Source organism: Streptomyces monashensis (assembly GCF_001866665.1).
In the GTDB taxonomy this organism is placed as follows: domain Bacteria; phylum Actinomycetota; class Actinomycetes; order Streptomycetales; family Streptomycetaceae; genus Streptomyces; species Streptomyces monashensis.
The window spans coordinates 198,892-215,393 of record NZ_MLYO01000016.1 but is presented as its reverse complement, the minus strand read 5'-3'; the positions used below and the strand labels follow the sequence as shown (position 1 = coordinate 215,393).

Sequence of the window (16,502 nt, the reverse complement as noted above, 5' to 3'; positions counted from 1 at the left end):
TTCCCGGCTGTGCCAGGCGACAACATACGGACCACCAGGCACAGTTGGCCCGCCTCGGCCCGCGCAGGGCCACCGAGGCACCTCGGAGGCGAAGGAGCCCTGAAAGAGGGGACGAGATGAAGCATCGCGGCAGACACCGCCGGCGCAGACGCGGCGCCGCGCTGCGCGCGGTCCTGGCCGGGACCGCGCTGGCGCTCACCGCGGCCGCGACCCTGATCAGCGTCTCCCAGGCGGACGTCACCGACGGCCCCGGCGCGCTCAAGCAGCTCTCCTCCCCTGCCGACACCGGCCGGCTGCAGCTGCGGGAACGGCTCGTCCCCGCCCGCACGCTGGACCGGCTGGCCACGGCGATGGGCAACCCGGTCGGCGTGGCCGACGTCCTCGCGGGCGCCGACCGCACCATGAACCAGTCCGCCGGCTGCTCCTCCGCCGACCGCTCCTCCCTTCCCGTCGCCCCGGACGTCGCCCGCGCCTACTGCTGGGACCCGGCGGATGCCACGACCGCCTGGCGGCCGGCGTCGGTGACGACCTCCGGGGACGCCGACGACGACGGCGTCTGGGGCGCGCACCGGGTGGTCCTCGCCGGCTGGACCCACAGCACCACCGCCGGCCCCGCCGCCGAGCGGGGCCTCGCCCGGGTCGCCTTCGTGAACGCCGACGACCCCGCCCGCCTCTCCTACAGCTGGGTGCTGCTGGTGGTACCGGTCGACGGCGGCCGGAACTACCGGGGCCTGGTCTCCGGGATCTCCGGCATGGTCTGGTACCAGGACAAGCTGCTGGTCACCGCCAGGAGCGGCGGCGCCGACGCGCTCTACGTCTACGACCTCGACCGCATCCAGCGCACCGATGTCGACGGGCCCGCGATCGGCCGGGTGCCCGGCGGCTGGTCCGCGGACGGCTACCAGTACGTGATGCCCGCGATCGGCTCCTACCGCTTCACCGCCGGCCGCTGCGCCGCCGACGGGCCGCCCTGTGCCGGCGCGCTCGCCCTGGACCGGAGCTCGGCGCCCGACAGCCTGGTCGCCGCGGAGTGGACGGCGCCCGGCGGCGACCGTCCGGCCCGGCTGTGGCGGTACGCCTACAGCACGGACCCCGGGCGCGGCGGGCTGCTCGCCACGGACTCCGCAGGCCGGGTGAACGCGGTGGAGGAGTACCGGACCCGGGCGGCCGGGATCCGAGGCGTGCTGTCGTACCGGGAGCCGGGAGCAGCCCATCCGTCCTGGTATGTGGGACGCCTGCCCGGTGCACGGGACGGACATGGCGGACTGTGGCGCCAGGACCTCACGGGCGCGAAGGCGGCCCAGTGCGGGTCGGACGCCTCGCACCGCTGCTGGGCCGAGGACGCGGGCTCGTTGTCGTACTGGCAGGAGACCGGCGAGGTCTGGTCGCTGTCGGACCGGATGCTCTTCGCCCTGCCGCTGGCCGAACTGGACCGCTGACCGGACAAGCCCCCTCCCCTCGGACCGCACGCGGGCCGCATACGGCGTGACCAGGTCGATCGACAGATCCGCAGCGGGATGATTCCCTGGCCCGCATGAGCAGCGTCCCCGTCACCACCTGGTCCCTGGAGCAGACGTCCCCGGCCGATCTCCTGCCCGCCGCCGCGCCGGAGGGCGACGACGTCCGGATCGTCCGCGCCGAGGTCCCCTCCCCCGAGTTCAGCCGCTTCCTGTACGCCTCGGTCGGCGGCGACATCCGCTGGACCGACCGGCTGAGCTGGCCGTACGCCGCGTGGCAGGAGTACCTGACGCGGCCCGGCGTGGAGACCTGGGTGGCCTACGACCGCGGTACGCCCGCCGGTTACGTGGAGCTGGAGGCGCAGGACGAGGGCGTGGTGGAGATCGTCTACTTCGGGCTGATCCCCGCCTTCCGCGGCCGGCGCATCGGCGGTCATCTGCTGTCGTACGGCACGGCTCGCGCCTGGGACCTGGCCGAGCGGTGGCCGGGGCGGGCGCCGACGAAGCGGGTGTGGCTGCACACGTGCAGCAAGGACGGCGCGTTCGCCATGGCCAACTACCAGCGGCGGGGCTTCACTCTGTTCGACACGAAGGTCGAGCCGGAGCCGGAGGTGGCGGCGCCCGGTCCGTGGCCGGGGGCGTACCCCGTCTGAACCCGGCCGGCACCCCGTACCCCCGCATACCCGGCGCGACCTGCCGGGACAAGCCTTCGACGACACATGTGAGCGACGACACCCTTGTTCCACATTTCGGGACAAGGATGTCCGCATGATGGATAAAGCTGGACTGTGTCCAGATCGCCGTGACACGCTTCCGTCATGTCTGGAACTGGAATTGCCTTGGTGAGTCGGCGGCACGTCGACCTCGGCCGCATGTCCAGCGCCATCTGTCCGGCGAGCTGAGCCCGCCAGCACCGCCGCCCCTCCCCGCACCTGATCTCTGCCGCGCGACGCTGCGCGAGCATGCCCGCACGCGCGCCCACGCGCAGGTCAGAGCCCCCTTCCCGCCTGTCCCGAAGGACGTAGAACGATGGCCGCCACCCCACAGAACCCCGCCGCCTCCGCGCCCCGCCGCAAGGTGAGCCGTCACCGCGGTGAGGGTCAGTGGGCCGCGGGGCACTTCACCCCGCTCAACGGCAACGAGCAGGTGAAGAAGGATGACGACGGTCTCAATGTGCGGACACGCATTGAGACGATCTACTCCAAGCGTGGTTTCGACTCGATCGACCCCAGCGACCTGCGCGGTCGGATGCGCTGGTGGGGTCTCTACACCCAGCGCAAGCCCGGGATCGACGGCGGCAAGACCGCGGTGCTGGAGCCGGAGGAGCTGGACGACAGCTACTTCATGATGCGGGTGCGCATCGACGGCGGCGCCCTCACCACGCGGCAGCTGCGCGTGATCGGCGAGATCTCGCAGGAGTTCGCGCGCGGCACCGCCGACATCACCGACCGGCAGAACGTCCAGTACCACTGGATCCAGATCGAGGACGTGCCCGAGATCTGGCAGCGGCTCGAGGCCGTGGGCCTGTCCACCGTGACGGCCTGCGGCGACACGCCGCGCGTGATGATCGGCTCCCCGGTGGCGGGCATCGCCGAGGACGAGATCATCGACGCCACCCCGGCGCTGGAGGAGATGAAGCGCCGGGTGCTGAACAACCCGGCCTACTCGAACCTCCCCCGCAAGTTCAAGACGGCCATCTCGGGCTCGCCGCTGATGGACGTCGTGCACGAGATCAACGACGTCGCCTTCGTCGGCGTACGGCACCCCGAGCACGGCCCCGGCTTCGACGTGTGGGTCGGCGGCGGCCTGTCCACCAACCCCAAGCTGGGCGTGCGGCTCGGCGCCTGGGTGCCGCTGGAGGAGGTCGCGGACGTCCACGAGGGCGTCGTCTCGATCTTCCGTGACTACGGCTACCGCCGGCTGCGCAACCGCGCGCGGCTGAAGTTCCTCGTCGCGGACTGGGGCGCGGAGAAGTTCCGTCAGGTGCTGGAGGACGAGTACCTGGGCGGGCGCAAGCTGATCGACGGGCCCGCTCCCGAGCAGCCGGCCCAGCAGTGGCGCGACCACGTCGGCGTGCACCGGCAGAAGGACGGCCGGTTCTACGTCGGTTTCGCCCCGCGGGTCGGCCGGGTCGACGGCGCCACGCTGACGAAGATCGCCGACCTCGCCGAGGCGCACGGCTCCGGGCGGGTCCGCACCACGGTCGAGCAGAAGATGATCGTCCTCGATGTCGAGGAGGACAAGGTCGAGTCGCTGGTCGAGGGGCTGGACGCGCTGGACCTCACCGCCCGGCCGTCCTCCTTCCGGCGCGGCACCATGGCCTGCACCGGCATCGAGTTCTGCAAGCTCGCGATCGTCGAGACCAAGCAGCGCGGCTCGACGCTGATCGACGAACTGGAGCGCCGTCTGCCGGACTTCGACGAGCCGCTCACCATCAACCTCAACGGCTGCCCGAACGCCTGCGCCCGGATCCAGGTCGCGGACATCGGTCTCAAGGGCCAGCTGGTCCTGAACGACCGGGGCGAGCAGGTCGAGGGCTACCAGGTGCACCTCGGCGGCGCCCTCGGTCTGGAGGCGGGCTTCGGCCGCAAGGTGCGCGGCCTGAAGGTCACCGCGGAGGAACTGCCCGACTACATCGAGCGGGTGCTGAAGCGCTTCCAGGCCGAGCGTGCGGACGGCGAGCGGTTCGCCGCCTGGGCCGCCCGCGCCTCCGAGGAGGCCCTGTCATGAGCGAGCGCGCCGCGCCTTTCTACTGCCCCTACTGCGGTGACGAGGACCTGCGCCCGCACGAGGAGGGATGGGGGTCCCCCCGCGCGAGCGGAGTCGAGCGTGGGGGAGGCGCCTGGGAATGCGGGGCGTGCAACCGCGCATTCCAGCTGAAGTTCCTCGGGCTGCTGGCCCGGGGGCTGCGGCGAGCCGACAACGGAGGGGACGACCGGATATGACGACGGCTCAGGAACGGCGTACGAACGACGAGTTGAAGGCGCTCGCCGAGCAGGCGGGCCGGGACCTGGAGGACGCCTCCGCACTGGAGATCCTCCAGTGGGCCGTGGACACCTTCGGATCCGGCTTCTGCGTCACCTCGTCCATGGAGGACGCGGTGGTCGCCCACCTCGCCTCCCGCGCGCGCAAGGGCGATGCCGTCGTGGATGTCGTCTTCCTCGACACCGGCTACCACTTCGAGGAGACCATCGGCACCCGTGACGCCGTCGAGGCCGTGATGGACGTCAACGTCATCACGCTCACCCCGAGGCAGACGGTGGCCGAGCAGGACGCCGAGTACGGAGCGAAGCTGCACGACCGCGACCCCGACCTGTGCTGCAAGCTCCGCAAGGTGCAGCCGCTGGAAGAGGGCCTGAAGGGCTACCGGGCCTGGGCGACCGGCCTGCGCCGCGACGAGTCCCCGACCCGGGCGAACACCCCGGTGGTCGGCTGGGACGAGAAGCGGCAGAAGGTCAAGATCTCCCCGATCGCCCGCTGGACGCAGGAGGACGTGGACGCCTACGTCGCCGAACACGGCGTCCTCACCAACCCGTTGCTGATGGACGGCTACGCCTCCATCGGCTGCGCCCCCTGCACCCGCCGGGTCCTCGCGGGCGAGGACGCGCGCGCCGGCCGCTGGGCGGGCCGCGCCAAGACCGAGTGCGGACTGCACGGATGACGAACGACTCGAACGACTCGACCCAGGAGAACCACGTGACGACCGGAGCCACCGTCTGGCTCACGGGTCTGCCGAGCGCCGGCAAGACCACCATCGCGTACGAGCTGGCCGGCCGGCTGCGCGGCGAGGGCCACCGCGTCGAGGTGCTCGACGGTGACGAGATCCGCGAGTTCATCTCGGCCGGCCTCGGCTTCAGCCGCGAGGACCGGCATACCAACGTGCAGCGCATCGGCTTCCTCGCCGAACTGCTCGCCCGCAACGGCGTCACGGCGCTGGTGCCGGTGATCGCGCCGTACGCGGACAGCCGGGAGGCGGTGCGCAAGCGGCACGCGGAGAACGGGACGTCGTACCTGGAGATCCATGTGGCGACCCCGGTCGACGTGTGCAGCGTCCGCGATGTGAAGGGGCTGTACGCCAAGCAGGCCGCGGGCGAGCTGACCGGGCTCACCGGGGTCGACGACCCGTACGAGGAGCCCGAGACCCCGGATCTGCGGATCGAGTCGCAGAACCAGACCGTGCAGGAGTCCGCGGCTTGCGTGTACGCCCTGCTGAGCGAGAGGGGACTGCTGTGAGCGACGCGCGCGCGGCCACTCAGCCGCAGCCGACGACGATGGCCGCACCTCTGCGCCGCGCGGGCGGAGATGGGGGTGCCCCCGGACGGAGTCTGGGGGAGAACGAAAGGGGCGCAGCATGACGACCACCGTCGCCACGGTGAAGGACGGTACGGGCAGCCCGTACGCCCTCTCCCACCTGGACGCCCTCGAGTCCGAGGCCGTGCACATCTTCCGTGAGGTGGCGGGCGAGTTCGAGAACCCGGTGATCCTGTTCTCCGGGGGCAAGGACTCCATCGTCATGCTGCACCTGGCGCTGAAGGCGTTCGCGCCGGCCGCGGTGCCGTTCTCGCTGCTGCATGTGGACACGGGACACAACTTCCCGGAGGTCCTTGAGTACCGGGACCGTGTGGTGGCCGCCCATGGGCTGCGCCTCCATGTGGCCTTGGTCCAGGACTACATCGACCGGGGTGTGCTCAAGGAACGTCCCGACGGCACCCGTAACCCGCTGCAGACGCTGCCGCTGACGGAGAAGATCCAGAGCGAGAGGTTCGACGCGGTCTTCGGCGGTGGACGCCGGGACGAGGAGAAGGCCCGCGCCAAGGAGCGGGTGTTCTCGCTGCGCGACGAGTTCTCCCAGTGGGACCCGCGCCGCCAGCGCCCCGAGCTGTGGAACCTGTACAACGGCCGGCACGCCCCGGGCGAGCACGTCCGGGTCTTCCCGCTGTCCAACTGGACCGAGCTGGACGTGTGGCAGTACATCGACCGTGAGGGCATCGAGCTGCCGCAGATCTACTTCGCGCACGAGCGCGAGGTGTTCGCACGGTCCGGCATGTGGCTGACCGCCGGTGAGTGGGGCGGCCCGAAGGACGGCGAGACGGTCGAGAAGCGGCTCGTGCGCTACCGGACCGTCGGTGACATGTCCTGCACCGGCGCCGTCGACTCCGACGCCACCACGCTGGACGCCGTGATCGCCGAGATCGCCGCCTCCCGGCTCACCGAGCGGGGCGCGACCCGCGCCGACGACAAGCTCTCCGAGGCCGCGATGGAAGACCGCAAGCGCGAGGGGTACTTCTAAGCATGAGCACGACGACGACCGAGGCTCTCTCGGCCACCACCCTGCTGCGGTTCGCCACCGCCGGCTCCGTCGACGACGGCAAGTCCACCCTCGTCGGGCGGCTGCTGCACGACTCCAAGTCGGTCCTCGCCGACCAGCTGGAGGCCGTGGAGCGCGCCTCCGCGAGCCGCGGCCAGGACGCGCCGGACCTCGCCCTGCTCACCGACGGCCTGCGCGCCGAGCGGGAGCAGGGCATCACGATCGACGTGGCGTACCGCTACTTCGCCACGCCCCGGCGCCGGTTCATCCTGGCCGACACGCCCGGCCATGTGCAGTACACCCGGAACATGGTCACCGGTGCCTCCACGGCCGAGCTGACGGTGATCCTGGTCGACGCCCGCAACGGCGTGGTCGAGCAGACCCGCCGGCACGCGGCCATCGCCGCGCTGCTGCGCGTGCCGCACGTGGTCCTCGCGGTCAACAAGATGGACCTCGTCGCCTACGAGGAGACGGTGTTCGCGGCGATCGCCGAGGAGTTCACGGCGTACGCGACCGAGCTGGGCGTCCCCGAGGTCACCGCGATCCCGATCTCGGCGCTCGCCGGTGACAACGTGGTGGAGCCGTCCGCGAACATGGACTGGTACGGCGGCCCGACCGTCCTGGAGCACCTGGAGACCGTGCCGGTCAGCCATGACCTGGCGCACTGCCACGCCCGGCTGCCCGTGCAGTACGTGATCCGGCCGCAGACCGCCGAGCACCCGGACTACCGGGGCTACGCGGGCCAGATCGCGGCCGGCACCTTCCGGGTCGGCGAACAGGTCACGATCCTGCCGTCCGGGCGGACCACGAAGATCTCCGGCATCGACCTGCTGGGCGAGCCGGTCGACGTGGCGTGGACGACGCAGTCGGTGACCCTGCTGCTCCAGGACGACGTCGACGTCTCGCGCGGCGACCTGATCGTGCCGACGAAGGACGCGCCGGCCACCACGCAGGACGTGGAGGCGACCGTCTGCCACGTGGCCGACGCCCCGCTGACCGTCGGGCACCGGGTGCTGCTCAAGCACGGCACCCGCACGGTCAAGGCGATCGTCAAGGACATCCCGTCCCGGCTCACCCTCGACGACCTGTCCCTGCACCCGCACCCCGGACAGCTCGTCGCCAACGACATCGGCCGGGTGAAGATCCGTACCGCCGAGCCGCTGCCCGTCGACTCCTACGCCGACTCGCGCCGCACCGGCTCCTTCATCCTGATCGACCCGGCCGACGGCACCACGCTGACCGCGGGCATGGTCGGCGAGTCGTTCGCGGCTCCGGAGCCGGTCAAGGACGGGGCCGACGAGGACGGTTGGGACTTCTGACCATGAACTTCCCGGACTTCTACTCGACGTTCGCGAAGGAGGGCGGCCGCATCGGCAGCGGCGCCCTCGGCAGCGGGCAGGGCGGAGTGGCCCGATGTGTGCGCTGACGTACGCGCACCGCATGCGCGCCCTCACCCCCCACCGCCGTAGACGAAGACCTGCCGACCTCCCGGCCACGACCTGAGAGACCGTGCCCGCCGGGCCTCCGAGAGGAACACCTCCCGTGCCTGCAACAACCGCCTTCCGCCGCAGCCTTGCGGTCATCGCCACGCTGCCTCTCCTCACTCTCGCCGCCTGCGGTTACGGTTCCAAGGCCCAGAGCGACGACACCGCGAAGGTCGCCGCCGGGGCGAAGAAGATCGACGGACTCGACTCCGTGAAGATCGGCTACTTCGGCAACCTGACCCACGGCACCGCCCTCGTCGGCCGTCAGCAGGGCCTCTTCCAGAAGGAACTGGGGGCCACCAAGGCGGACTACGCGACCTTCAACGCCGGTCCGTCCGAGATCGAGGCGCTGAACTCCGGGTCCATCGACATCGGCTGGATCGGCCCCTCCCCCTCGATCAACGGCTACACCAAGTCGAACGGCAAGAGCCTGAAGATCATCGGCGGTTCGGCGTCCGGCGGCGTGAAGCTGGTCGTCGACCCGAAGAAGATCAAGTCCCTCCAGGACGTCAAGGGCAAGAAGATCGCCACCCCGCAGCTGGGCAACACCCAGGACGTGGCGTTCCTCAACTGGATCGCGGAGCAGGGCTGGAAGGTCGACGCGCAGAGCGGCAAGGGCGACGTGTCGGTCGTGCGCACCGACAACAAGGTGACCCCGGACGCGTTCGCGAACGGCTCGATCGACGGCGCCTGGGTGCCGGAGCCGACCGCGTCGAAGCTGGTCGCCGAGGGCGGCAAGGTGCTGCTGGACGAGTCGTCGCTGTGGCCGGACAAGAAGTTCGTGATCACGAACATCATCGTGCGGCAGTCGTTCCTGAAGGAGCACCCCAAGGCGGTCGAGGCGGTGCTGAAGGCCTCGGTCGAGGCCAACAAGTGGATCAACGCCAACCCCGAGGCGGCGAAGGCCGCGGCGAACAAGCAGCTGGCGGCGGACTCCGGCAAGGCCCTGCCCGCGAAGGTCCTGGACCCGGCGTGGAAGTCGATCCAGTTCACCGACGACCCGCTGGCCGCGACCCTCGACACCGAGGCGCAGCACGCGGTGAAGGCCGGTCTGCTCCAGCAGCCCGACCTGAAGGGCATCTACGACCTCACGATCCTGAACAAGGTCCTCAAGGCCGAGGGCGCGAGCACGGTCGACGCGGCCGGTCTCGGCACCAGCTGACGCAGGTCTCGACCAGTCCCCAGGAGGTGACGACCATGGCCACGACCTTCGCCAAGGCCGCCGAAACGACGCAGTACGCGGCACGTCTCGAGCATGTCTCGAAGTCCTTCGCGACTCCGGGCGGGCAGCAGCTCGTCCTGGACGACATCAGCCTCGATGTCGCTCCGGGCGAGTTCGTCACCCTCCTGGGGGCCTCGGGCTGCGGCAAGTCCACGCTGCTGAACCTGGTGGCGGGGCTCGACCGGCCCTCCGCCGGCACCATCACGACGGACGGGCGTCCGGCCCTGATGTTCCAGGAGCACGCGCTGTTCCCGTGGCTGACCGCGGGCAAGAACATCGAACTCGCCCTGAAACTGAGGGGAGTCGCCAAGCCGGAGCGGCGCGAGCGGGCCGAGGAGCTGCTCGCCCTGGTCCGGCTGAAGGGCGCGCACGGCAAGCGCGTCCACGAGCTGTCGGGCGGTATGCGGCAGCGGGCCGCGCTGGCGCGTGCGCTCGCCCAGGAGAGCAACCTGCTGCTGATGGACGAGCCGTTCTCGGCGCTGGACGCGATCACGCGGGACGTGCTGCACGACGAGCTGACCCGGATCTGGGCGGAGACGGGCGTGTCCGTGCTGTTCGTGACGCACAACGTGCGCGAGGCGGTGCGGCTCGCCCAGCGGGTCGTGCTGCTGTCCTCGCGGCCGGGCCGGATCGCGCGTGAGTGGAGCGTGGGCATCCCGCAACCGCGGCGCATCGAGGACGCCCCCGTCGCCGAACTGTCCCTTGAGATCACCGATGTACTGCGGGGGGAGATCCGCCGTCATGGCCAGCACTGAGACGACGCCGGCGCAGGACGCGCCGGGCCAGGACACCGGGAGCGTCGAGGCGGGCCTCGACGCGCTGGAGACCACCACCACGGGCCGTCCGCCGTTCCGGCAGACGTTCGTGAACAAGATCCTGCCGCCGATCGTCGCGATCGCGGTGGTCCTTGCGGTATGGGCGCTGCTCTACCCGGTCGTCGACAACCCGACCAAGCTGCCCTCGCCGGCGGCGGTCGGCGGCGCGTTCAAGGAGGCCTGGCTCCAGGGCACGCTGCTCGGCTACATCTGGACCAGCGTCTCGCGGGGTCTGCTCGGCTTCGCGCTGGCCCTGCTCATCGGCACGCCGCTGGGGCTGCTGGTGGCCCGGGTGAAGTTCGTGCGCGCGGCCATCGGCCCGATCCTGTCCGGTCTGCAGTCGCTGCCGTCGGTGGCATGGGTGCCGCCGGCCGTGATCTGGCTGGGCCTGAACAACTCGATGATGTACGCGGTGATCCTGCTCGGCGCGGTCCCGTCGATCGCCAACGGTCTGGTGTCCGGCGTCGACCAGGTGCCGCCGCTGTTCCTGCGGGCCGGCCGCACGCTGGGCGCGACGGGTCTGAAGGGCATCTGGCACGTGACGCTGCCCGCCGCCATGCCCGGCTACGTGGCGGGGCTCAAGCAGGGCTGGGCGTTCTCGTGGCGTTCGCTGATGGCCGCCGAGATCATCGCGTCCTTCCCCGACCTGGGCGTGGGCCTCGGCCAGTTGCTGGAGAACGGCCGCAACGCCAGCGACATGGCCATGGTGTTCGAGGCCATCCTGCTCATCCTGTTCGTCGGCGTCGCGATCGACCTGCTGATCTTCAGCCCGCTGGAGCGGTGGGTGCTGCGCAGCCGCGGTCTGCTGGTGAAGGGCTGAGATGCGCGCCCCGGTTCTTCTCGTCATCGCCCACGGCAGCCGCGATCCGCGGCACGCGGCGACCGTGCACGCCCTGGCGGGGCGGGTGCGGTCGCTGCGGCCGGGGCTGCGCGTGGAGACCGGGTTCCTGGACTTCAACGTGCCGTCGGTGCACGGGGTGCTGGAGTCCCTGGCGGCGGAGGGGGTGCGGGACGTCGTCGCCCTGCCGCTGCTGCTGACGCGCGCCTTCCACGCGAAGGCCGACATCCCGGCCGTGCTGCGCGACGCCCCGGCACGGCTGCGGATCCGGCAGGCGGACGTGCTCGGCCCGTCGCCGCTGCTGCTGTCCGCGCTGGAACGGCGGCTGTACGAGGCGGGGTTGACGCCCGCCGACAAGTCCTCGACCGGGGTCGTGCTGGCCTCGGCGGGGTCCTCCGACCCGGAGGCGATCGCAGTGATCGCTGATATCGCGCGGGAGTGGCGGCACACCGGTTGGTGCGCCGTGCGGCCTGCGTTCGCCTCCGCGTCCCTGCCGCGCACCGAGGACGCCGTCGCCGAACTGCGGGCCCTCGGCTGCGCGCGGGTCGCCGTCGCGCCGTACGTCCTGGCCCCCGGCTTCCTGCCGGACCGCATCGCGCGGGGCGCGGCCGGGGCGGACGTACGGGCGCGGGTGCTGGGTGCCGCGCCGGAGGTGGCACGGGTGCTGCTGGAGCGCTACGACGCGGCCCGCCGGCCGGCGCTGGCGGCGCTGGGCGCCTGAGCGCACCGGCCCCGTCGCGGAGGGCACCCGGCCCCGGGGCGGCGGGGCCGCGGCGGGTCACAGGCCGAGGTCGTCCAGAAGTCGCTGGGTGAAGGTGAGGCTGCCGGTGCCGGCGCCCGCCCGGATGGCGATCTCGTTCAGCGAGGAGCGGATCCGGCCCAGGTTGGGCGGCAGGCCGTCCTCCGCGGACTGCTCGAACTGACGTTGGATGATCACGCCGTACTCGGCGATACCCGGGTATTCGGCGTGCAGCGCGGCGGTGAGCCGCTCCGCTACGGCCATGAGGGTCTCCAGATCCGGCGGTGTGCCGTCGCCGAGGCTGATGCGGCCGCGGCCGCCGTAGCCGTAGGTGGTCATGTCCTGTCCTCGCTTCTGACCCGCAGGGGCCGTGAGGGGAGCTTGGGTGGGGGGAGGGACCGCTGACGTTACCGACGTTGCGGGGGCCCGTCGGACGCGTGGGAGGCCGGGCGGTCACGGTGGTGCGGAGTGGGCCGAAAATCGCCACCCATCCGGGTGATCGGTATGCGTTGACCAGACCCTGCCTGCCGGTGACGCGCGGGGGCCGGGCGCGTGGCGCGGGGTCGGTACCGCGCCGCCCGCGGTGCCGGTGCCGTGCGCACCGCTCATCCGTCCCCTCACTCCGCTTCCCTCCGGCCGTTCACGCTCCCGACCCTAGGGACAAGCGGATGACTTTGTCGCGAGGTTCGCGGAGCCGGGCCACCGCGGGGTGCGGACGTGGTAGAGGGCCACCGGGTCCGGCGCTCCCCTGTGACGTCGGACCCGGTGACTCTTCGTTCTGCGCCGGGCACGGCCCGCATGTCACAGGCCTGGCGAACTCCGGGCGCCTCAGCGGCGTTTATCGGCCAACCCGGCGTCCGGGTCAGTCGAAGCGGAGGGAACCGGTGCGGGTGCGCTTGAGCTCGAACAGGTCGGGGTGGCGGGCCAGCACCCGGAAGCTGTCGAAGAGTTCGGCCGCCTCGGCGCCGCGCGGCACGGCGCGCAGCACCGGTCCGAACCACACCGTGCCGTCGACGTGCAGGGTGGGCGTGCCGACGTAGCCGCCTGTCTCCGGCTCGGCCCCGGCCTCGTGGCTGCGGCGCACGGCGTCGTCGTACGCCGGGTCGTGCGCGGCGGCCGCGATGCCTGCGGGGAGCCCGTGTTCGGCCAGCGACTCGGCGACCACCTCGTCGAAGTCCTTGATCCCGCGCTCGTGGATCCGGGTGCCGAACGCGGTGTAGAGATCGCGCAGCACCTCCTCGCCGTGCCGCTCGGCCGCGGCCACCGCGACGCGCACCGGGCCGATCGAACGGTCCACCAGGTCCCGGTACCAGTCGGGGAGTTCGTTGCCGGCGTTGTGCAGGTAGAGGCTCATCGCCCGGAACCGGAGGTCGAGCGGGCGCAGTCGCTCGACCTCCAGCAGCCAGCGGGAGGTGATCCAGGCGAAGGGGCAGGCCGGGTCGAAGAAGAAGTCGACGCGGGTCCGGGCGGGTTCGGCGGCGCCGGGGACGGGGGAGGTGGCCGGGGCGGTGTCGCGGTGCGTCATGACGGCAACGCTGGGCGGAAATTGGTGCCCGGTCCCGGCCCATTCACCTCTCTTCTTCATGGTCCAATCGGCTTGTTCCTATCCCCGCTCCGCCTCGTCCGCCCTGCGCACCAGCTCCGTGACCGGCATCGAGCCGGCGGCCCGGTGCTCGCGGGCGAAGCGGCCCGCGAGGCGCTGGAGCAGTTCGTTCAGCGGGGTCGGTACCCCGTGCAGCCGCCCGAGCAGGACGATCTCGCCGTTGAGGTAGTCCGTCTCGATGGTGCCGGTGCCGCGGGCCAGGGACTGCCAGGAGGAGCCGCCGCCGCGCGGGGCGCCGTCCAGCGGCACCAGGGTCACCTTGTCGCCGCGTGCCGCGCGCTGTTCCTCCGCGCTCGCGTACGCGATCCCGGCGGCGTCGAGCACCCGCTCGCCCTCGGCGCGCACACGCGCGAGCAGGGCGTGCGCGGCCTCGTCGGCGGCGGGGCCGCACAACGCCTCGAAGGCGGTGCCGAGGTTCCAGAGCAGTTTCGCGTACTGCCAGCGGGCCACGTCGGGCACGACGGGTGCCTCGAGGCGGGCGTCCGCGAGGTCGGCGGCGATACGGCGGGCGGTGTCGTCGGTGCCGTGCGGCAGGCGGCCCAGGTGCAGGATGCCGGTGAGCGGGCTGCCCGCGGCGGAGACGACACCGGGCTCCACGAAGGCCGAGGGCAGCCAGACGCAGACGCCGTACACGTGCCGGAAGCGGCGCAGTGCGAGCCGTCCGCTCTCGACGCCGTTCTGGAGGGACACGAGCGGCAGTCTCTCCGCCGCCGTGCCGCCGCCTGCGACGGGCACGTCGGCCCAGGTCTCCAGCGCGGCGACGGTGTCCTGCGTCTTCACGGCGAGGAGAAGCACGTCGTCCGCGCGCAGTTCGCCGAGCGGGCCGGGCCCGTCGACGACGGGCAGCCGGTGCCTCGACTCGCCGTCCGGGACGAGCAGTCGGAGCCCGTGTGCGGCGAGTTCGGCGCGGTGTCTGCCGCGGGCCACGAGGACGACCTCGCGCCCGGCCTGGGCGAGCCGCCCGCCGACGCTCCCGCCGACCGCTCCCGCCCCGATGATGATGTAGCGCATGGGACGAGCCTCGCACACGCGTGCCCGGCCGTGTCATGCCGGTGGTGCCGTCAACTCCACAAGTTTCAGTACGGTGTTCCAGTTGCGACTGGTGGCGATCAGTCCCTTGGTCAGGCGGGTGCGGGCGAGCGCCTCGGCGAGCTTGGAGCGGCCCACGCCGTCCGGGGCGTACAGGTACAGACAGCGGTCGCCGAGCCGGAACTCCTCGGGGAGATGGGCGGTTCGGTCGATCCCGGCGTAGCGCTCCGCGGTGACGGGCGCGGAGAAGTACGTGACGTGCAGTTGCCTCGGCTCGAGGTCGGCGGCCGGGAACGGGCAGGCCTCGGCGACGGCCTTCAGATAGGCGTGCTCGCGCACGAGCACGTCGACGGGGAAGCCGAAGCGCTCCTCGATCGCCCGGCTCAGCTGCGCCGCCAGCGACTCCTCGTCGCCCCGCTCCGCGCCGAACACGGCCTGGCCGCTCTGCAGGTAGGTCCGTACGCCGGTGTGGCCGAGGCCGGTCAGAAGGGTGCGCAGGTCGGCCATGGGCACCTTCTTGGCGCCGCCGACGTTGATGCCGCGCAACAGCGCCGCGTAGGTCGTCATCCGGCCAGCGTAGAACGGCCGTCGTGCCCCGTGGGGGTGGGCACGACGGCCGGGACCGCACACGGCGGACTGCGCGAAACTCTGGCTGATGTGCGGGGGCCGGAGCAACCTCTCCACACAGCTGTGACTTGTTCAACAAGCTTCTGTAATCACAAATCCGTGCGCTGACGGCGGAACGGACATCCTTCGTTCCGCTCCGCGGTCCCGCGCGTCACCTCTCCTGGGCACCGGCGCGGCGGGGCAGTTCCGCCTCGATGAGATCGGCCGCCCGGCGGGTGCCGCCCTCCTGGGCCATCTCGGCCTGGACGGCCTTCAGGCGGCGGGCCACCTCCGGGTCGGCCACCAGGGCGAGGGCGGCCTCGCGCAGCCGGTCAGCGGTGGCCTCCTCGGTGTCCAGCCGCCGGGCGACGCCGAGGGCGGCCAGCATGTCGGCGTTGCCGAACTGGTCGACGGCCTGCGGTACGGCGATCATCGGGGTGGCCGTGGCGAGGCCCTCCTGGCTGCCGCCGGCGCCCGCGTGCGTGACGAACAGGTCGGCCTGCTTCAGGATCGCCAACTGCGGCACCCAGTCGCGGACTTCGACATGGGCCGGTACCTCGCCCAGGTCGGCGGCGGACACATGGCGGCCGACCTGGAGCACCAGGTGCCAGCCGGGCAGGTCCCCGAAGGCACGGACGCACGCGCGGTAGAACCCGGGCTGCTTGGTGAAGGCCGAGCCCAGGGACACCAGCACGACCTTGTCCACGCCGGCCGGCCGCTGCCAGTCGCCCTGGTCGGAGCGGTCGCCCTGGCAGGCGCCGACGAAGGTGTGGACCCGCTCGTCGACCCGGTCGGCGTTCGGCTGGAGGGCCTTCGGGATCAGCACGATCGAGCGGTCCGGGCGTCCGGCGAACGGGTCCGGGTGCCGGGTGATCCCGTTCTCTTTCAGCCAGGCCTCGAACCGGGCGTAGTACGCCTGCCCGCGCGCCGTCTTCCTCGGCTCCGCCCACATCGGCTCGGCGACCTCCTTCTCGTACCCCTCCCAGGCGACGAGGTTCGGCGAGAGGGAGATCGCCGGGACACCCCAGCGGTGGGCGAGGACACGGGCCGGATAGGAGGCGATGTCGTGGAGCACGAGGTCGGGCTCGTCGCCGGCGTAGGCCTCGATGAGCTGGGGAAGCGCCTGGACGGCATCCGCGAGGAACGGCTCCACGTTGTCCAGGAGCGTCGTCCCCCAGGCCGACGGGTCGGCGCCGGGCGCGGGCAGCGTGGAGGTGTACGGCACGGGCCGGGCCCCGGTCTCGGCCACCTTCTCGGCGAACACCGGCGGGATGGCGTACGTGACCCGGTGGCCCCGGGCGACGAGTTCCCGGATCACCTCCAGGCTGGGGTTCACGTGGCCGTGCTGGGCGATGGAGAACATGGCGATGTGTGCGGAGCTGGTCATGGGCTCGAGGCTAG

18 protein-coding genes are annotated in these 16,502 nt (G+C 71.8%); 13 read left to right on the top strand and 5 right to left on the bottom strand.

What is annotated here, in order from left to right:
• The first annotated feature begins 116 nt into the window (after positions 1 to 116).
• The 13 genes from BIV23_RS09625 (at position 117) to BIV23_RS09570 (ending at position 11,845) form a co-directional block, all read left to right on the top strand.
• The gene (locus BIV23_RS09625; protein WP_071380355.1) at positions 117 to 1,439 is read left to right on the top strand and encodes a hypothetical protein; all 1,323 of its coding nucleotides are present in this window, start codon (positions 117 to 119) and stop codon (positions 1,437 to 1,439) included.
• A 95-nt stretch (positions 1,440 to 1,534) separates the two neighbouring features.
• Positions 1,535 to 2,110, top strand: coding sequence for a GNAT family N-acetyltransferase (locus BIV23_RS09620; protein ID WP_071380354.1), 576 nt, complete (start codon positions 1,535 to 1,537; stop codon positions 2,108 to 2,110).
• A gap of 165 nt (positions 2,111 to 2,275) precedes the next feature.
• The gene (locus tag BIV23_RS53545) at positions 2,276 to 2,359 is read left to right on the top strand and encodes a putative leader peptide (protein WP_309486338.1); all 84 of its coding nucleotides are present in this window, start codon (positions 2,276 to 2,278) and stop codon (positions 2,357 to 2,359) included.
• A gap of 127 nt (positions 2,360 to 2,486) precedes the next feature.
• Positions 2,487 to 4,187: a nitrite/sulfite reductase gene (locus tag BIV23_RS09615; RefSeq protein ID WP_071380353.1), complete on the top strand. Its 1,701-nt coding sequence runs from the start codon at positions 2,487 to 2,489 to the stop codon at positions 4,185 to 4,187.
• Positions 4,184 to 4,402, top strand: coding sequence for a hypothetical protein (locus BIV23_RS09610; protein WP_071380352.1), 219 nt, complete (start codon positions 4,184 to 4,186; stop codon positions 4,400 to 4,402). Before BIV23_RS09615 ends, BIV23_RS09610 begins: the two co-directional genes overlap by 4 nt.
• Positions 4,399 to 5,118: a phosphoadenylyl-sulfate reductase gene (locus BIV23_RS09605; RefSeq protein ID WP_071380351.1), complete on the top strand. Its 720-nt coding sequence runs from the start codon at positions 4,399 to 4,401 to the stop codon at positions 5,116 to 5,118. The genes BIV23_RS09610 and BIV23_RS09605 overlap by 4 nt, the downstream gene beginning before the upstream one ends.
• Positions 5,115 to 5,690 (top strand): adenylyl-sulfate kinase, encoded by a 576-nt coding sequence (cysC, locus tag BIV23_RS09600; protein ID WP_079173047.1) that lies wholly within the window; start codon positions 5,115 to 5,117, stop codon positions 5,688 to 5,690. The genes BIV23_RS09605 and cysC overlap by 4 nt, the downstream gene beginning before the upstream one ends.
• 118 nt (positions 5,691 to 5,808) lie before the next feature.
• Positions 5,809 to 6,747 carry a sulfate adenylyltransferase subunit CysD gene (gene cysD / locus BIV23_RS09595; protein WP_071380350.1) on the top strand — a complete coding sequence of 313 codons (939 nt, stop codon included), beginning with the start codon at positions 5,809 to 5,811 and terminating at the stop codon, positions 6,745 to 6,747.
• 2 nt (positions 6,748 to 6,749) lie between these two features.
• Positions 6,750 to 8,084 carry a sulfate adenylyltransferase subunit 1 gene (locus tag BIV23_RS09590; protein ID WP_071380349.1) on the top strand — a complete coding sequence of 445 codons (1,335 nt, stop codon included), beginning with the start codon at positions 6,750 to 6,752 and terminating at the stop codon, positions 8,082 to 8,084.
• A gap of 223 nt (positions 8,085 to 8,307) precedes the next feature.
• Positions 8,308 to 9,411 carry an aliphatic sulfonate ABC transporter substrate-binding protein gene (locus tag BIV23_RS09585; RefSeq protein WP_071380348.1) on the top strand — a complete coding sequence of 368 codons (1,104 nt, stop codon included), beginning with the start codon at positions 8,308 to 8,310 and terminating at the stop codon, positions 9,409 to 9,411.
• A gap of 35 nt (positions 9,412 to 9,446) precedes the next feature.
• Positions 9,447 to 10,226 carry an ABC transporter ATP-binding protein gene (locus BIV23_RS09580; protein ID WP_071380347.1) on the top strand — a complete coding sequence of 260 codons (780 nt, stop codon included), beginning with the start codon at positions 9,447 to 9,449 and terminating at the stop codon, positions 10,224 to 10,226.
• Positions 10,213 to 11,106 carry an ABC transporter permease gene (locus BIV23_RS09575; protein ID WP_071380346.1) on the top strand — a complete coding sequence of 298 codons (894 nt, stop codon included), beginning with the start codon at positions 10,213 to 10,215 and terminating at the stop codon, positions 11,104 to 11,106. The genes BIV23_RS09580 and BIV23_RS09575 overlap by 14 nt, the downstream gene beginning before the upstream one ends.
• Before the next feature lies 1 nt (position 11,107).
• Positions 11,108 to 11,845 (top strand): sirohydrochlorin chelatase, encoded by a 738-nt coding sequence (locus BIV23_RS09570; protein ID WP_071380345.1) that lies wholly within the window; start codon positions 11,108 to 11,110, stop codon positions 11,843 to 11,845.
• Positions 11,846 to 11,902: 57 nt separating this feature from the next.
• Here the strand turns inward: BIV23_RS09570 and BIV23_RS09565 are convergent, their stop codons facing one another.
• From BIV23_RS09565 to mgt, 5 genes are all read right to left on the bottom strand, one after another.
• Complete coding sequence (locus tag BIV23_RS09565) at positions 11,903 to 12,202, bottom strand: hypothetical protein (RefSeq protein WP_071380344.1); 300 nt, start codon at positions 12,200 to 12,202, stop codon at positions 11,903 to 11,905.
• Positions 12,203 to 12,725: 523 nt separating this feature from the next.
• Complete coding sequence (locus BIV23_RS09560; protein ID WP_071380343.1) at positions 12,726 to 13,388, bottom strand: mycothiol-dependent nitroreductase Rv2466c family protein; 663 nt, start codon at positions 13,386 to 13,388, stop codon at positions 12,726 to 12,728.
• A gap of 78 nt (positions 13,389 to 13,466) precedes the next feature.
• On the bottom strand, positions 13,467 to 14,477 hold the full coding sequence (locus tag BIV23_RS09555) for a ketopantoate reductase family protein (RefSeq protein WP_071380342.1): 1,011 nt from the start codon (positions 14,475 to 14,477) through the stop codon (positions 13,467 to 13,469).
• A 33-nt stretch (positions 14,478 to 14,510) separates the two neighbouring features.
• Positions 14,511 to 15,062 (bottom strand): DUF1697 domain-containing protein, encoded by a 552-nt coding sequence (locus BIV23_RS09550; protein WP_071380341.1) that lies wholly within the window; start codon positions 15,060 to 15,062, stop codon positions 14,511 to 14,513.
• 211 nt (positions 15,063 to 15,273) lie between these two features.
• On the bottom strand, positions 15,274 to 16,488 hold the full coding sequence (gene mgt, locus BIV23_RS09545; protein ID WP_071380340.1) for a macrolide-inactivating glycosyltransferase: 1,215 nt from the start codon (positions 16,486 to 16,488) through the stop codon (positions 15,274 to 15,276).
• Positions 16,489 to 16,502 lie beyond the last annotated feature (14 nt).

Coding starts and splice junctions, on each gene's coding strand:
- BIV23_RS09625 (WP_071380355.1), top strand. CDS start 117: ATGAAGCATCGCGGCAGACACCGCCGGCGCAGACGCGGCGCCGCGCTG.
- BIV23_RS09620 (WP_071380354.1), top strand. CDS start 1,535: ATGAGCAGCGTCCCCGTCACCACCTGGTCCCTGGAGCAGACGTCCCCG.
- BIV23_RS53545 (WP_309486338.1), top strand. CDS start 2,276: ATGTCTGGAACTGGAATTGCCTTGGTGAGTCGGCGGCACGTCGACCTC.
- BIV23_RS09615 (WP_071380353.1), top strand. CDS start 2,487: ATGGCCGCCACCCCACAGAACCCCGCCGCCTCCGCGCCCCGCCGCAAG.
- BIV23_RS09610 (WP_071380352.1), top strand. CDS start 4,184: ATGAGCGAGCGCGCCGCGCCTTTCTACTGCCCCTACTGCGGTGACGAG.
- BIV23_RS09605 (WP_071380351.1), top strand. CDS start 4,399: ATGACGACGGCTCAGGAACGGCGTACGAACGACGAGTTGAAGGCGCTC.
- cysC (WP_079173047.1), top strand. CDS start 5,115: ATGACGAACGACTCGAACGACTCGACCCAGGAGAACCACGTGACGACC.
- cysD (WP_071380350.1), top strand. CDS start 5,809: ATGACGACCACCGTCGCCACGGTGAAGGACGGTACGGGCAGCCCGTAC.
- BIV23_RS09590 (WP_071380349.1), top strand. CDS start 6,750: ATGAGCACGACGACGACCGAGGCTCTCTCGGCCACCACCCTGCTGCGG.
- BIV23_RS09580 (WP_071380347.1), top strand. CDS start 9,447: ATGGCCACGACCTTCGCCAAGGCCGCCGAAACGACGCAGTACGCGGCA.
- BIV23_RS09575 (WP_071380346.1), top strand. CDS start 10,213: ATGGCCAGCACTGAGACGACGCCGGCGCAGGACGCGCCGGGCCAGGAC.
- BIV23_RS09570 (WP_071380345.1), top strand. CDS start 11,108: ATGCGCGCCCCGGTTCTTCTCGTCATCGCCCACGGCAGCCGCGATCCG.
- BIV23_RS09565 (WP_071380344.1), bottom strand. CDS start 12,202: ATGACCACCTACGGCTACGGCGGCCGCGGCCGCATCAGCCTCGGCGAC.
- BIV23_RS09560 (WP_071380343.1), bottom strand. CDS start 13,388: ATGACGCACCGCGACACCGCCCCGGCCACCTCCCCCGTCCCCGGCGCC.
- BIV23_RS09555 (WP_071380342.1), bottom strand. CDS start 14,477: ATGCGCTACATCATCATCGGGGCGGGAGCGGTCGGCGGGAGCGTCGGC.
- BIV23_RS09550 (WP_071380341.1), bottom strand. CDS start 15,062: ATGACGACCTACGCGGCGCTGTTGCGCGGCATCAACGTCGGCGGCGCC.
- mgt (WP_071380340.1), bottom strand. CDS start 16,488: ATGACCAGCTCCGCACACATCGCCATGTTCTCCATCGCCCAGCACGGC.